Source organism: Citrobacter sp. Cpo015, assembly GCF_030333035.1.
Lineage (GTDB): Bacteria > Pseudomonadota > Gammaproteobacteria > Enterobacterales > Enterobacteriaceae > Citrobacter > Citrobacter portucalensis.
On the sequence record NZ_JAOWGS010000028.1, the window covers coordinates 111,496 to 125,154 of the forward strand.

Here is a 13,659-nt window from a genome sequence, read left to right on the forward strand (position 1 = left end):
CGGGGAGAATAGCCGGGAAGCTTACGCCACCCGGCAAAGAAGATCAGAAGTCGGCTTTAAGCACTACGCGGTAGCGGGCCTTACCGTCACGCACGTGCTGGATGGCTTCGTTAATTTGCGACATCGGGTACAGTTCGGTGGTGGGCGACACCTTGCTGCGCCCGGCAAACTTCATCAGCTTGCGCAGTTCGAACGGCGTACCGGTCGCCGAACCGGAGATGCTGCGATCGCCGGCTATTAAGGTGAACGCCGGAACCGGCAGCGGCTTCAGCACCGCACCGACGGTATGGAAGTTACCGCCGTAGGCCAGTGCTTCAAAATAGGGCTGCCAGTCGAGATCGACGTTAACCGTGTTAATAATGAGATCGAACTGGCCCGCCAGCGCTTGTAGCGCATCCGGATCGCGGCTGTTGACCACCTTATCCGCCCCCATTGCCAGCACTTCCTGCTCTTTCGCCGGATTGGAGCTGAACGCGGTCACTTCGCAACCCATCGCGTGTAACAGCTTAATGGCGATATGCCCCAGGCCGCCGATGCCGATCACCCCGACGCGGCTGGTGGCGGTGATATGGTGCATCAGCAGCGGTTTGAACACCGTGATGCCGCCGCACAGTAAGGGACCAGCTGCCGCCAGATCGATACTGTCCGGCAGCGGGATCACCCACTGCCAGTCGGCCCGCAGCTTCTCGGCAAAGCCGCCGCGATTAAGAATTGTGGGAACAGACCCTTCCAGACAGTTAATCTGATTGCCGCTGATACAGGCATCGCAGTGCCCGCAGCTGCGCGCTGTCCAGCCAACGCCGACGCGCTGACCAACCTTCAGACCTTTATCCTGCGCCGCGCTGCCGAGCGCCGCCACGCGACCAATCACCTCATGCCCGGCAACCAGCGGATACTGAGAGAATCCCCATTCGTTGTCGATCATCGACAAATCAGAATGGCAGATACCGCAGTAATCGACCTGGACTTCGACATCTTCCGGCTTAAGCTCGCCCGCATCATATTCATAGAGTTCGAGTTCGCTGCCCGCCGCTTTTGCGGCGTAGCTTTTTATCATCGACATCGTATTTCCCTCAGTATGGTGTTGAACTGGAAGTGTAGAGCATGGGGAAACGGGACGCTTCGCAGAAGGGGGGATTAAGGAGGGGGCAAACTGTGATGATGGTTACAGGTAAGAAAGGTAATGCTGAAATTTTCAACACTTAGCGAGCCAGACACACGCTGGCGCTTGCATGGTGGCGCATGACAGGTATAATCCACAACGTTTTCCGCATCCCTTCCGTGCCGGAGTGGCGAAATCGGTAGACGCAGTTGATTCAAAATCAACCGTAGAAATACGTGCCGGTTCGAGTCCGGCCTTCGGCACCATTAGTACTTCCAAGACTATCCGAGAAAGTCCAATTATCCCTTTAAAATCAATGCTTGCAGCGATTTTTACGTCCTGAGTCGTCCGAGGTTGTCCGTTGAAATCCGGATGTCATTGGGGACATAATTGGGGGCATCTTAACTTCGATTAGAAATGTGCCCCCAAATGAAGCTCAACGCCAGACAGGTCGAGACCGCAAAGCCAAAAGACAAAACCTACAAAATGGCCGATGGCGGCGGTTTGTATCTCGAGGTTTCGGCCAAGGGTTCTAAATACTGGCGTATGAAATACAGACGCCCCTCAGACAAAAAAGAGGATCGCCTCGCTTTTGGTGTTTGGCCCACTGTGACCCTTGCTCAGGCAAGAGCAAAGCGTGATGAAGCTAAAAAGCTTTTAGTACAGGGCATAGACCCAAAAGTCGAACAGAAAGAAGCTCAGGCCGAGAATTCGGGGGCATATACTTTTGAAACTATCGCCCGAGAATGGCATGCCAGTAACAAGCGCTGGAGTGAAGACCATCGATCGCGCGTTCTTCGCTATCTTGAGCTTTATATCTTCCCTCACATCGGTTCGTCCGACATTCGGCAGCTTAAAACCAGCCACCTGTTAGCCCCGATTAAAAAAGTTGATGCCAGTGGCAAACACGATGTCGCTCAGCGCCTGCAACAGCGCGTCACGGCCATTATGCGTTATGCCGTACAGAACGATTACATCGACTCAAATCCAGCCAGCGATATGGCCGGAGCGCTATCGACAACCAAAGCGCGACATTACCCTGCTTTACCTTCTAGCCGGTTCCCTGAGTTTCTTGCACGTCTTGCTGCATATCGTGGCCGTGTAATGACTCGGATTGCGGTCGAGCTTTCCTTGCTAACTTTTGTGCGTTCCAGTGAATTACGTTTCGCGCGTTGGGATGAATTCGACTTCGATAAATCTCTTTGGCGTATACCTGCAAAGCGAGAAGAAATTAAAGGCGTGCGTTATTCGTACCGAGGTATGAAGATGAAAGAGGAACATATCGTTCCGCTTAGTCGGCAGGCGATGATTTTATTAAACCAGTTAAAGCAGATTAGTGGTGATAAAGAGCTGCTTTTTCCGGGGGATCATGACGCAACTAAGGTTATGAGTGAAAACACGGTAAACAGCGCATTGCGTGCGATGGGCTATGATACGAAAACTGAGGTGTGTGGGCATGGGTTTAGGACTATGGCGCGTGGTGCGTTGGGGGAGTCGGGGTTATGGAGTGATGACGCTATAGAACGCCAGTTGAGTCATTCAGAACGTAATAATGTCCGTGCGGCTTATATTCATACATCAGAACACTTAGATGAAAGACGTTATATGGTTCAGTGGTGGGCAGATTACTTAGATGAAAATAAATTAGAGTATATAACACCATACGATTATGGAAAAAATACGGAGAATAATATTGTTAATTTCAAATTTTAAGATATAAGAATTTACCGATTTATAAATAATAGCAAGAGAATTTTCTCTTGCTATCTTTTTTTAAATCATCGAGCTGATTTTGTTTCTTATGTAGTCGAAGTCATTAAGCCAAGTATTACGCATTAATAATGGCTTTAAATTTTTTGACGTTATCGAGTCTTTTAATTTATAAAGGCAATGGTTTGGTGAATGGCCATTTCCGGTACACATAACACATTGTCGTATTGGTGGTGTGCCACACAAATCTTTGAACTGTTGAGCTGCACTTAACGTTTTTACGCAGAAGAAATGGAGTAACCATTTTCCTTTAGATATTTTTTTGAGGTCATCAATGTTTCTGGATATGGATAGACTATCTGCGAACGTCAATAGCTCATCTCTCTTTAACCTTACTTTGCTAACATCTTCTTCCGAAAAAATTCTGCCTTCAGAATAGCTATAGGCGAAATCACTTTCATAATCAGGATCTAAAGAATTTCTCAAAGATTCAAGACAGATTAAAAAGAAGTCTTCATTATTTAAGGAAATAAGATCATACAAGTGATCTATAAACTCACCGGTGATCAGCGAATGTGGTGTTTTAGTTATTAATTCGAGTACACTGGGTAAAACCTCTTTATGTACAAAATGAGATTCCATTGAGTAATATTTTAAAGTTAAAATTAGAGGGTTAATGGGTAATTCACCTCTATAATCCTTTATGTCTTTATCAATGATGCCTAAGATATAGTTATCATAGCTAACATTAGATGTTGGGAGTTCAAGTAAATCATCCATTGCCTTAATAACGTGGTTACATCCTGGGAAATATCCCTCAATCGTTTCAATAGGGAATATTTCAGCAGTTTTATCTACGCTTTTAACTATGCTGTCATATACTTGTATATCATCCACACCTTCTACGACGATACTTATCGTTTTCGTCATAAGGGCCGTGTTTAAAATTTCACTAATTTCGTATTTCATTTTCAACCTACGGACAAATTAAGCTCGCAAAGGAATTGAGGATTGCGATTTGCTAGCGAAGGACTGTGTGATGCCACTATTATTTGTGTTTGTGGGATTAGTTCTGAAAAAAGTGAAAGCAGTTCTCGTTGCCATTTTATGTTTAGGGATATTTCAGGCTCATCAATTATCAGGATGTTTCTTTTGCCACCTTCAAATAAAACTAGGCATAAAAATGTGAGAATATGTCTTTCACCACTTGATAATTCGCTGATGCTATGTGTGATCCTACCTACTTTCACATAGATATGTTCGTTCCTGATTATTAATTCTTTGCCTTGTATTAAAAAACGATTGAACGTGTCAATTAGAAGGTTTATTGAGCTTAACATCTGTTTTTCTAACTCAAGTTCGTTCATCATATTCATAAATAATTGACCTAGGATTTCATGATGCCTATAGCGAGAAACCTCCTCTTCGATATTTTCATCAGAAAGTATTTGTATTACTTTGTTTTTGAACTTATTTTCTTCGCCATCATCAAGTGCTTCGATAATCCTTTCTTTATTTTCTATTAATCTACGTTCGAAGTCGTTTGGAAGGCTTGATCTATGGTTTCTTTCTACAGATGTTTCGTTTAAAGTAATTGCTATAGATAAAGTGTCAAATAAAGCGCTTTGGATTCTCTTTGTAGCGGTGATTCTTGCCATTTTATATTTTTCAAGCAAAAGGCTTTCAATGTTTTCAATTTTAACAGACTGGAGGTGAAGGTTTTTCTTTACCATCTCAAATTGATTTTGGTCTGACCTTGATTTGTATTTGTTATGAGTGACTCTTAAAAACGTAGACATCTCATGAGCTATAGAGAATAAATCAACTTCTTTAATTAAAATTTCTCTATGCCTAACAAAGTAATCATAAATCTGCCTTGGCTCAATACGTGATGCTTGATTTATTACACCGCGTTCGACGCCTAGTGATAAGGATGATAATTCAGCGAGAGGAGAGTTCAAAAAGTCTGTCCAGTTATATTCAGTATTCTCATTTTTTTTAAGTGAATCACTTCGTCTATTGGATTCGTACTTTCTTTTTATTGTGGTTCTGTCGTAATTCCCATCAGGGTAACTATAGTATAAAACGACACTTGAAACTTTATTCTGTATTAAAACGGATTCATCTCTTTCTAAAATTGAATGTAATATTTTTAAAAAAGTTGTTTTTCCACTACCATTATCTCCATAAATAACAGAGATATTACTACCAGAAAGCAATACACTTAATTTTGATGTTGGGCTTTTGAAACCGTTAATTTCTATTTTTTGTATAAGAATCACTTGTTAAGACTCCATTCCATATTGATCGACATTCAGTAATGAACATACTAGCAAAAAATTATAATAGAAGCTGGGATCTTTGCAATTGGACTCACTCTGTAAGTGACGATGCTGCAGGGAGCTTTGTGAAAAGGATCACATAAGTACTCTGCTCATCCATTATAGGTAAATTTAAGTTAGGCTCTGGAGGGTGCGAGAGTTGCCAACCACATTAACTAATATCATTAAATTATCTGATGTTTCTAACTAAAGAGGGCAACAGAGCGTGCCAAAGAATAAAAAGCATTTTACTTCCAACGCGCAATGCTCTCCCCGCCACGCCTGCCCGCTTCCCGGGGCACTTTTAATGCAGGTGCGTGAGGGCACTCAGGCCGCACCAGTGCTGGTGCGGCGGGGTGTGAAAAATTCAGGGTTTTGCATGCAAAGCCATGCAGCGTAGGCATGCATGGCTATTTTTATTAAAAAGACGGGTATTTTCGGGGCGTTTTATGCGGATTTTTTGCGGGGCTGCGCGGCCTGTCGGCGCATGAAAATCTGACTCTGTTCAGGCGTATATTTTGCCCGGTTGTCGTCTCTCGATGCTCTGTCAGGCCGGAAACCGATGGTTGTCAGAATGTCGCGATCATCCTCTGCGTAATCAATATTTCCTCCGCGGGTTACATGAACGGACAGCGCTTCGCGAACACTGGCGGCCGCCCGGTCGAGAGCCCGTTCTCTGACGATGTCAGGTTGTTCGCTGAGATGCATTAATTCCGGTGCCAGTGCGGCGGCCAGCGCGTCGCCGCTTACCTGCATAAAGGCGTGGAGCTGACGCCGGATACTGATACGCTGCACGGCCTCATGTGACCGGATGTACTGCCCGGCCGACTGATTTACCGCCCATTTTTTCAGGTCAATATCATCCCGCAGCGCCTGTGCGGCCTCCGGTTCATAACGGGTGCAGGTCAGCTCCAGCTCTTTCAGCGCCATTTCAACCCGCGCCAGTGCTGACTTGCTGCTCATCCAGTCCGATTTATTCTTCTGACAGGTTTCAAAGGCCTGTTCCAGTAGTGCTCGTGCCATTGTCTTTTCTCCTGAATCAGTGGCGCAGCGATGAGCGGGCGCAGTCCAGAATTCGGGGCGGTGTTTCTGGCACTGTTTGTGGTGGTTCGTGCTTTTCTTCTGCCGGTGGCCGTATTACCTCGTCGATAGACTCGGTGGTGCGAAAGGTTGCGGAGCAAAAGACATTCACGCACTGGAGGTAGCTCTGTTTGACGTTATCCGACAGGTAACGGCTGGTACGGACATGGGCAGCCTGTTTGCAGTACGGGCAGCGCATCATGGCTTAGCCCCCTGCGTTTTTTTCTTCTGTGCCAGCTCCTTAGCCCGCGCCATTCTGAGAACAGGGCTTTTAAAGAGCTTCATATCCACGCCGGTGAGTGCCGGACGGTGAAGCCAAATTTTTGAAATTACCGGCTCCTGCGCCATGTTGAATGTGTAGTATCTGCTTTGCGCCAGTACATTCTCCCCCAGCTCCTGAATGAGAACGTTGTGAGGGTGTTCTTCTCCTTTCATTTCGAGTTCACGCAGACGTAACGCAAATGCGCGCACCAGTGAGGGAGGGATGTCTTTCATCACGGTCGCCCACTCATTCCGGGAGTAGGCAGAGAACACCGTAAAATGCGTGCCGACGTACTTATCTCCTGATGTACAGGCGGCCAGCATGGTACTGGCTTTATCATCGTTGAGCTCATCAATCAGGGCGGTGAATTCCTCCGCCAGCTCCCGACCAGCCACTCTCTGACTGTGTTCGGCTTTCAGTTCCGGGGTCATCGTGCCGCGCAGTTCGCGAAAACGGGTACGCCAGTTCTGTTCGGCTTCGGCACTTTCATTCAGGGCGTTCTGACGCTCTTTTTCGCTGCGGTTAATGGCGGCATCAATATCATTCAGTTTCAGCATATTTTCCGTGTGCGCGGATTTGGCCTTGCTGAACGCCTCAAGCGCATTATTTATCGTGGCCTCTGCGTTCTGGTTTGCTTTCTCGTTAAGGGTATCCAGTGCGCTGTCAATGGCCGTGCGGATGTTCTCATCCTGCGTGCTGCCGATAGTTTTCATTACTGCGGTAAACAAATCTGGTTTCATCGTCGGGTTCTCTCTGTGTTTTCAACCTGACGCTATTCTGCCGTCCCTCAGACAACAACTCGATTCATTGCCGTTGTAGCAGACATGGCACAAACAGGACTTAAAAACCCGGCTGGCCAGAGAAAGGTCGCAGGAAACCCCCTCTCTCTGTTTGTTTTTTTACTAATAACTATTCACTACTGTTCACTAAGAATAAAAATATAAGTAAAACAATAAATTAAAGAGTGAACAGTTGAGAGGGAAGTGTTCACCAACTGTTCACTACTGTTCACTGGTCTGAACATTCCGAATGTAAATTTTATGCGGTTTATCCTATTAATTCATGCTATTAGGGTGATTAAAGCAATTTGCATTTCACTTTTGAAATCTCCAGCTCCTTATAACTGCTTCCAGCACCTTTAAATGGTCATGAGTAAAAAAACAGCACCCGTTGTCCCGTGCTTTGTACAATTTCCCCCTGTTGCATTGAGAAAAAATATTCACAAAATAGAGCGCTACCTGATACCGGACGGACACGTCCGGATCTCTGCGGATATTAACGAGGTAGCGTTATGCACACGGTTTCATCAGTACCACCTTCCCCCACTGGCACGCACCCGATGCCGGTTTCAGCCCCGATTCAGGAACGTTTTTTACGTCTCCCGGAAGTCATTCATCAGTGCGGCCTGTCCCGCTCCACACTCTACGATTTAATTGCCCGCAATGCTTTCCCGGCGCAGGTTTCCCTCGGGGGTAAAAATGTCGCCTGGCTGCAGTCTGAAATCACGGCGTGGATGGCAGAACGTATCGCGCACCGCAACCGGAAATACGACGCATGAATCAGAGCAACTTTCACAAAGCCCCTTTTTCTGGCTTGCATCCGTTGTGTGTTTCCTGGTACAGTTTCGTCGCTGTCGCAAAATCGACAGCCGGAATTGGCGTTCCGTATAACTTCAAGGCGACACGACACGCGCCATGCGTGTTTTTTTACGTCGTTGCTCAGGCGCACCCATTTTTCGGGCTGTGGTGTTTATGCGTACACCATGGTTCCAGTCAGATAATGGTAGTCCGGGCGGGGCAGCCTTCGGGCTGGCCGGTACCCTTGAAGGCCGGTTACGCCAACCCCGTTCGGGCTGCCACCAGTGAAATTGGCGTTTCCGGTGGTAGTTTTTCAGACTACTTCAAGGAGATTGCCATCATGGCTACAACCCTCCCCTCGTCACAACCGCAGTTTGTCTTTGTGTTTGCCGCCGTCCGTCGCGCAGACCGTAAGCCTCGTATCTGTATGCTCCGCACCGTGGCCGGTGACGAGCTGGCCGCCCGCCGCACCCTTGTCCGGGAATATGTGCTTTCCCTTGCCGCCCGTCTGCCGGTTGTGGAGGTGTCACATGCATAATAAAAACACCCCTCAGACCGCCTCAGCGCGTCGTGATGACCTTAACCCCATGCAGGAACACCTCAGCATTGAGGCGTACCATAAACTCAATCGCGCCAGCGCCGTCTCGCAGTTCATCGGTGGAGATTTGCTGCGCCGTGAGCTGAACGGTTTACACCAGCTATACCTGCCGCAGATTTTTAGTTATATCCATGAGGACGTCAGCTACGTCCTGGAAGAGCTGAAAGCCAAAGGCCTGTGCCGTGACTTTCTTGCCACGACGTCAGGAAACGGAGGTGAGCACCATGTTTGATTTCCCTCAGCCGGGTGAAATATATCGCTGTACAGGATTTCCTGATGTGGTGGTGTCGGGTGTGCTGGCCGACGGGATTCCGTGGGATATGCCGTACCGCTGTCCGGGGCTGGTCTGGAACCCGTACCGGCGCACCTACACCATCCTCATTCGTATAATTGCCGGTGGCCGCATGGCAGAAATTCCGCTCGGTCGTTTTTTGCGGGACTTTACCTGTGAGCATCCCGACGTCTTTAAACGTAACCCTGAAAACCGCCACGCCGTATTACGCGAAATAGCGGCTGACCCGGCATTACAGCAATACCGGGCGCGGAATATTGATAACTATCCTGATGATATTCCCCCGGTTAAACGTCCGGCGCCGGTGGCGCATAAATGGCGGAATAATGTCAGGCCGGAAACGGAAATAAAACCGGATAACAGCTACCGCCATTATCTGTAATTAAAAACGACACCCAAAAATAAAATGTGCGTATCTGCGCAGGGATACGCACGTCCTCAGGAGACGAAATAATGCCTGTTAACAGTACGGAACGGCCGCAGAATATAAACCAGCCCACCATCAGCCGGGCAGACCTTGAATGCCTCGAACATATGCGCAACGTCGGCCAGCTTGTCGGCGACCTGATGCAGGTGCAGGGCTGCACCACCGTGCGCCACAATCCGGCGCAGCAGCTACAGCTCACCTCGGTGATTTACCTCATGACTGCCCGGCTCGACGGCGTGGTCGACCGCTGCAATCAGCGCTGGCTGACCGGGGAGGGCAGTGTATGAAAACCGCATTATCCCCCGTTCTGCGCGCTGCACTTTACCGCCGGGCGGTCGCCTGTGCCTGGCTGACCCTGTGCGAACGTCAGCACCGCTACCCGCAGCTCACACTCAGTACGCTGGAAAGCGCCATTGCCGCCGAGCTGGAGGGCTTCTACCTGCGCCAGCATGGCGAGGAAAAAGGCCGCCAGATTGCCTGTGCCCTGCTCGAAGATTTAATGGAAGCCGGACCACTCAAGGCCGCGCCGTCGCTGTCCTTTCTCGGGCTGGCCGTGATGGATGAACTCTGCGCCCGCCATATCACCGCACCGGCACTGCACTGAGGGAGAAAGTAACGATGAAAATGAACGTAACGGACACCGTAAAACAGGCGTGCGGCCACTGGCCGCGCATTCTCCCGGCGCTGGGGGTAACGGTCATCAAAAACCGCCATCAGGCCTGTCCGGTGTGTGGCGGCTCCGACCGCTTTCGCTTTGATGATAAAGAGGGGCGCGGGACGTGGTTCTGTAACCAGTGCGGCGCGGGGGACGGCCTGAAACTGGTTGAGAAAGTGTTCGGCGTGACCCCGTCAGAGGCGGCCAGGAAGGTGAACGCCGTGACCGGCAACCTGCCGCCGGTTGCCCCGGAAGTGATTGCGGCCGCAGAGGCTGAGACAGAGGCCGACCGCAAAGCGGCCGCCGCGCTGGCCGCCAGACTGACGGAGAAAGCCCGCCCGGCCACCGGCAACGCCTACCTCACCCGCAAGGGCTTCCCCGGCCGGGAATGTCTGACGCTCACCACCCTGCATAAAACCGGCGGCGTGACGTACCGCGCCGGTGATGTGGTTGTCCCGCTGTATGACGATAGCGGCGCACTGGTTAACGTCCAGCTCATTAATGCGGACGGTCTCAAGCGCACTCTGAAAGGCGGTCAGGTCAAAGGGGCGTGTCATATTCTCGACGGGAAAAAAGAGGCGGGAAAACGGCTGTGGATAGCGGAGGGCTATGCGACCGCGCTCACCGTGCATCACCTGACCGGGGAAACCGTCATGGTGGCGCTGTCCTCCGTGAACCTCCTTTCTCTGGCAAGCCTTGCCCGTAAGAAATATCCGGCCTGTCAGATTGTCCTCGCCGCCGACCGTGACCTTAACGGCGACGGCCAGACCAAAGCGTCTGTGGCCGCAGAGTCCTGCGAGGGCGTGGTCGCCCTGCCACCGGTGTTCGGTGACTGGAATGATGCGTATACACAGCACGGCGGGGATGCCACGTGTAAAGCCATGTATGACGCCATCCGGCCACCGGCTGACAGCCCGTTCAGCACCATGAGCGAGGCGGAATTTACCGCCATGAGCACCAGTGAGAAAGCCATGCGGGTGCATGAACATTACGGCGAAGCGCTGGCGGTGGATGCGAACGGGCAGCTCCTGTCCCGCTATGAGGCGGGAATCTGGAAAATCATTCCGCCGTCGGACTTTGCGCGCGACGTGGCCGGGCTGTTCCAGCGTCTGCGCGCCCCGTTTTCATCAGGGAAAATTGCCTCGGTGGTGGACACCCTGAAACTGATTATTCCGCAGCAGGACGCCCCGCCACGGCGGCTGATTGGCTTTCGCAACGGCGTGCTCGATACCAAAAGCGGCGTATTCAGCCCGCACAGCAAAACGCACTGGCTGCGCACCCTGTGCGACGTGGATTTCACCCCGCCGGTGGAGGGGGAAACGCTGGAGACGCACGCGCCGAATTTCTGGCGCTGGCTCGACCGCGCCGCCGGTTCGCGCGCCGATAAACGGGAGGTGATACTCGCCGCGCTGTTTATGGTGCTGGCGAACCGTTACGACTGGCAGCTCTTCCTCGAAGTGACCGGTCCCGGCGGCAGCGGGAAAAGTATTCTGGCCGAAATAGCGACGATGCTCGCCGGGGAAGATAACGCCACGTCGGCCACCATCGAGACGCTGGAGTCGCCCCGCGAACGTGCGGCGCTGATTGGCTTCTCGCTGATACGTCTGCCTGACCAGGAGAAATGGAGCGGTGACGGGGCAGGACTCAAGGCCATCACCGGCGGGGATGCGGTCTCCGTCGACCCGAAATACCGCGATGCGTACTCCACCCATATTCCGGCGGTGATACTGGCCGTGAACAATAACCCGATGCGCTTCACCGACCGCAGCGGCGGGGTGTCACGTCGCCGGGTGATTATGCACTTCCCGGAACAGATTGCCCCGGAAGAGCGTGACCCGAAGCTGAAAGATAAAATCGCCCGGGAGCTGGCCGTCATCGTGCGCCAGCTTATGCAGACGTTCAGCGACCCGATGACCGCGCGCACACTGCTCCAGTCGCAGCAGAACTCCGACGAGGCGCTCAGCATCAAGCGCGACGCTGACCCGACGTTCGATTTTTGCGGTTATCTGGAGGCTCTTCCCGAGCCTGACGGTATGTACATGGGGAATGCGAATATCATCCCGCGACAGCCGTGCCTGTATCTGTATCACGCCTATCTGGTGTACATGGAGGCACACGGCTACAAGAACACACTCAGCCTGACCATGTTCGGCAAAGGACTGTCATCGATGCTGAAAGAGTACGGGCTGAATTACGCCAGGCGGCGAACAAATCAGGGGATGCAGACGAATCTTGCGCTCAGGGAGGAAAGCAACGCCGACTGGCTGCCCCGGTGCGACGAAACCACCGCGACATAACCTACCCGGACCGGCATCAGCCGGTCTTTTTTTACCTGAAATCCCGGAAAGTGAACAGTAAAGTGTTCACTGTTCACGGACTGTTCACCGTATATCACATTGAAATTAAAGATAAATAATAGCGAGTGAACAGTGTGAACAGTTTTCCGTAAAAAAAGTTTTTTTTAGGTTCTTCATTCTTCCGATTTGGATCCGTAGCACGGATCCAAACCGGAGATCATTTTTTGAAGTTATTAATCTTTCTTATCAAGGTGTTGTCGTCTGAAGGGGGTTAAAAAATGATGGGGGCACAAATGGGGGCACTTTAATGAGTTGCTATAAATAAAATCTTTATATTTAACATGTTAAGTTGTGATTTGAGTCCGGCCTTCGCACTCACCCTCTAAACACCTCCTTCCTGTGCCACTCCACAAAACCTTCTTTTGGATAATTCTCGCGCATCATCGGTAGAGCAATCTCCTTCCCGTCGAAATCCCAGAATAGTCTGCCCACCATGCCGCTGCCATTTACTGCGGGTGACACCTGAACTCGCATACTCTCATCCAGCCCAATCGAACCTTTATCAAATGCTTTATGGTGGATTGCACACAGCGCCAGGCCGTTCGAAATCTCGCACGGACCGCCGTGCTGTTTCCATTTGATATGGGCGGCTTCCAGGGCAACCGAAGTGCTGTCGTGGCGCATATTGAAGCCACAAATGGCGCATTCATAGTTATAGGCACGCAGAACCTGCTGGCGGAACAATGGGTCCCGCTGTTTGCGGATTTGCAGGATATCAAACCCCAGTTCATCCGCGATCTCTTCCTGGATGCTTTCGGTGAAGTGAGCCTCGAGAATTTGCTGTGCCAGGGTGTTAATGAGGTTGTTGCTCTTTTTCAGCAGGGCAAAATGTTGTTCATCAAAGCCTCCGGCAACGTTATGCGCCACCAGTTCTCCGGCAGGGGGCTGTTTGCTGCTGCCGGATGTTGAACAATGCTCGGCGTTTTGTAGCTCCCAGAATCCATCGCCCTGTAAGCGCCAGAAGGGCATATCCGGGCGATACTGCGCGCGTTGCGGTCCAAATCGCTCCAGCAGGCTATGCAAGGGGTCGCGAACTTCTAAACCGTAATCAAACAGGCGGCCATGGCCCTGCTGATACCCCGCCAGCACATGAAGCAGCAGCAGAGGCTTGTGCGGCGCACGCTGCTCGCCTTTACGCCAGATGGTGATGTCGGCAATTGCCTGTTGCAGGGATTTACTAGAAGCCATTGATTTCATTTTCGGGTAAATAATTGCGATGATGCTCGCAAAATATCACTTAATCAAGCGTTGCTGTGCCTATTTCGGCCAACACTAAAA

Annotated in this window: 15 protein-coding genes and 1 tRNA gene; 9 read left to right on the forward strand and 7 right to left on the reverse strand. The window is 50.6% G+C overall.

From position 1 onward, the window contains the following. Positions 1-43: 43 nt before the first annotated feature. Complete coding sequence (gene ahr, locus OGY67_RS09780; RefSeq protein ID WP_234692595.1) at positions 44-1,063, reverse strand: NADPH-dependent aldehyde reductase Ahr; 1,020 nt, start codon at positions 1,061-1,063, stop codon at positions 44-46. Positions 1,064-1,283: 220 nt separating this feature from the next. Between ahr and OGY67_RS09785 the strand changes: the two genes are divergently transcribed. Together OGY67_RS09785 and OGY67_RS09790 are read left to right on the forward strand one after the other, a co-directional pair. Further along, positions 1,284-1,368 (forward strand) — tRNA-Leu (locus OGY67_RS09785). A gap of 163 nt (positions 1,369-1,531) precedes the next feature. Next, positions 1,532-2,815 (forward strand): tyrosine-type recombinase/integrase, encoded by a 1,284-nt coding sequence (locus OGY67_RS09790; protein WP_286573898.1) that lies wholly within the window; start codon positions 1,532-1,534, stop codon positions 2,813-2,815. 60 nt (positions 2,816-2,875) lie between these two features. On the opposite strand, the gene OGY67_RS09795 is transcribed toward OGY67_RS09790, so the two are convergent. The 5 genes from OGY67_RS09795 to sid form a co-directional block, all read right to left on the reverse strand. After that, a complete protein-coding gene (locus OGY67_RS09795) occupies positions 2,876-3,781 on the reverse strand; it encodes a DUF4435 domain-containing protein (RefSeq protein ID WP_286573899.1) in 906 nt (301 codons plus the stop codon). A 2-nt stretch (positions 3,782-3,783) separates the two neighbouring features. Next, positions 3,784-5,094, reverse strand: a complete 1,311-nt coding sequence (locus tag OGY67_RS09800; protein ID WP_286573900.1) for an AAA family ATPase — start codon at positions 5,092-5,094, stop codon at positions 3,784-3,786. Between the two features lie 486 nt (positions 5,095-5,580). Continuing rightward, the gene (locus OGY67_RS09805) at positions 5,581-6,156 is read right to left on the reverse strand and encodes a phage polarity suppression protein (protein WP_286573901.1); all 576 of its coding nucleotides are present in this window, start codon (positions 6,154-6,156) and stop codon (positions 5,581-5,583) included. A 16-nt stretch (positions 6,157-6,172) separates the two neighbouring features. Then, a complete protein-coding gene (locus OGY67_RS09810) occupies positions 6,173-6,415 on the reverse strand; it encodes an ogr/Delta-like zinc finger family protein (RefSeq protein ID WP_286573902.1) in 243 nt (80 codons plus the stop codon). Beyond that, a complete protein-coding gene (sid, locus tag OGY67_RS09815; protein WP_286573903.1) occupies positions 6,412-7,215 on the reverse strand; it encodes a capsid size-determining scaffold Sid in 804 nt (267 codons plus the stop codon). The genes OGY67_RS09810 and sid overlap by 4 nt, the downstream gene beginning before the upstream one ends. A gap of 551 nt (positions 7,216-7,766) precedes the next feature. Between sid and OGY67_RS09820 the strand changes: the two genes are divergently transcribed. From OGY67_RS09820 to OGY67_RS09850, 7 genes are all read left to right on the forward strand, one after another. Beyond that, the gene (locus OGY67_RS09820) at positions 7,767-8,033 is read left to right on the forward strand and encodes a helix-turn-helix transcriptional regulator (protein ID WP_114675940.1); all 267 of its coding nucleotides are present in this window, start codon (positions 7,767-7,769) and stop codon (positions 8,031-8,033) included. Continuing rightward, positions 8,030-8,590, forward strand: coding sequence for a host cell division inhibitor Icd-like protein (locus OGY67_RS09825; protein WP_286573904.1), 561 nt, complete (start codon positions 8,030-8,032; stop codon positions 8,588-8,590). The genes OGY67_RS09820 and OGY67_RS09825 overlap by 4 nt, the downstream gene beginning before the upstream one ends. Continuing rightward, positions 8,583-8,882, forward strand: coding sequence for a derepression protein (locus OGY67_RS09830; RefSeq protein WP_286573905.1), 300 nt, complete (start codon positions 8,583-8,585; stop codon positions 8,880-8,882). Before OGY67_RS09825 ends, OGY67_RS09830 begins: the two co-directional genes overlap by 8 nt. Then, positions 8,875-9,324 (forward strand): hypothetical protein, encoded by a 450-nt coding sequence (locus tag OGY67_RS09835; protein WP_286573906.1) that lies wholly within the window; start codon positions 8,875-8,877, stop codon positions 9,322-9,324. The genes OGY67_RS09830 and OGY67_RS09835 overlap by 8 nt, the downstream gene beginning before the upstream one ends. Positions 9,325-9,395: 71 nt before the next feature. Next, on the forward strand, positions 9,396-9,656 hold the full coding sequence (locus OGY67_RS09840; protein WP_502872207.1) for a hypothetical protein: 261 nt from the start codon (positions 9,396-9,398) through the stop codon (positions 9,654-9,656). Continuing rightward, positions 9,653-9,973, forward strand: a complete 321-nt coding sequence (locus OGY67_RS09845) for a DUF5375 domain-containing protein (RefSeq protein WP_016151192.1) — start codon at positions 9,653-9,655, stop codon at positions 9,971-9,973. Before OGY67_RS09840 ends, OGY67_RS09845 begins: the two co-directional genes overlap by 4 nt. Positions 9,974-9,987: 14 nt before the next feature. Then, positions 9,988-12,321, forward strand: a complete 2,334-nt coding sequence (locus OGY67_RS09850; protein ID WP_286573907.1) for a primase-helicase zinc-binding domain-containing protein — start codon at positions 9,988-9,990, stop codon at positions 12,319-12,321. A gap of 375 nt (positions 12,322-12,696) precedes the next feature. On the opposite strand, the gene OGY67_RS09855 is transcribed toward OGY67_RS09850, so the two are convergent. Then, positions 12,697-13,569, reverse strand: coding sequence for a phosphorothioated DNA-binding restriction endonuclease (locus OGY67_RS09855; protein ID WP_234692594.1), 873 nt, complete (start codon positions 13,567-13,569; stop codon positions 12,697-12,699). Positions 13,570-13,659 lie beyond the last annotated feature (90 nt).

What these genes read in the sequence shown, in the direction of transcription:
- ahr (WP_234692595.1), bottom strand. Translation starts at nt 1,063, where the DNA reads ATGTCGATGATAAAAAGCTACGCCGCAAAAGCGGCGGGCAGCGAACTC.
- OGY67_RS09790 (WP_286573898.1), top strand. Translation starts at nt 1,532, where the DNA reads ATGAAGCTCAACGCCAGACAGGTCGAGACCGCAAAGCCAAAAGACAAA.
- OGY67_RS09795 (WP_286573899.1), bottom strand. Translation starts at nt 3,781, where the DNA reads ATGAAATACGAAATTAGTGAAATTTTAAACACGGCCCTTATGACGAAA.
- OGY67_RS09805 (WP_286573901.1), bottom strand. Translation starts at nt 6,156, where the DNA reads ATGGCACGAGCACTACTGGAACAGGCCTTTGAAACCTGTCAGAAGAAT.
- OGY67_RS09810 (WP_286573902.1), bottom strand. Translation starts at nt 6,415, where the DNA reads ATGATGCGCTGCCCGTACTGCAAACAGGCTGCCCATGTCCGTACCAGC.
- sid (WP_286573903.1), bottom strand. Translation starts at nt 7,215, where the DNA reads ATGAAACCAGATTTGTTTACCGCAGTAATGAAAACTATCGGCAGCACG.
- OGY67_RS09820 (WP_114675940.1), top strand. Translation starts at nt 7,767, where the DNA reads ATGCACACGGTTTCATCAGTACCACCTTCCCCCACTGGCACGCACCCG.
- OGY67_RS09825 (WP_286573904.1), top strand. Translation starts at nt 8,030, where the DNA reads ATGAATCAGAGCAACTTTCACAAAGCCCCTTTTTCTGGCTTGCATCCG.
- OGY67_RS09830 (WP_286573905.1), top strand. Translation starts at nt 8,583, where the DNA reads ATGCATAATAAAAACACCCCTCAGACCGCCTCAGCGCGTCGTGATGAC.
- OGY67_RS09835 (WP_286573906.1), top strand. Translation starts at nt 8,875, where the DNA reads ATGTTTGATTTCCCTCAGCCGGGTGAAATATATCGCTGTACAGGATTT.
- OGY67_RS09840 (WP_502872207.1), top strand. Translation starts at nt 9,396, where the DNA reads ATGCCTGTTAACAGTACGGAACGGCCGCAGAATATAAACCAGCCCACC.
- OGY67_RS09845 (WP_016151192.1), top strand. Translation starts at nt 9,653, where the DNA reads ATGAAAACCGCATTATCCCCCGTTCTGCGCGCTGCACTTTACCGCCGG.
- OGY67_RS09850 (WP_286573907.1), top strand. Translation starts at nt 9,988, where the DNA reads ATGAAAATGAACGTAACGGACACCGTAAAACAGGCGTGCGGCCACTGG.
- OGY67_RS09855 (WP_234692594.1), bottom strand. Translation starts at nt 13,569, where the DNA reads ATGGCTTCTAGTAAATCCCTGCAACAGGCAATTGCCGACATCACCATC.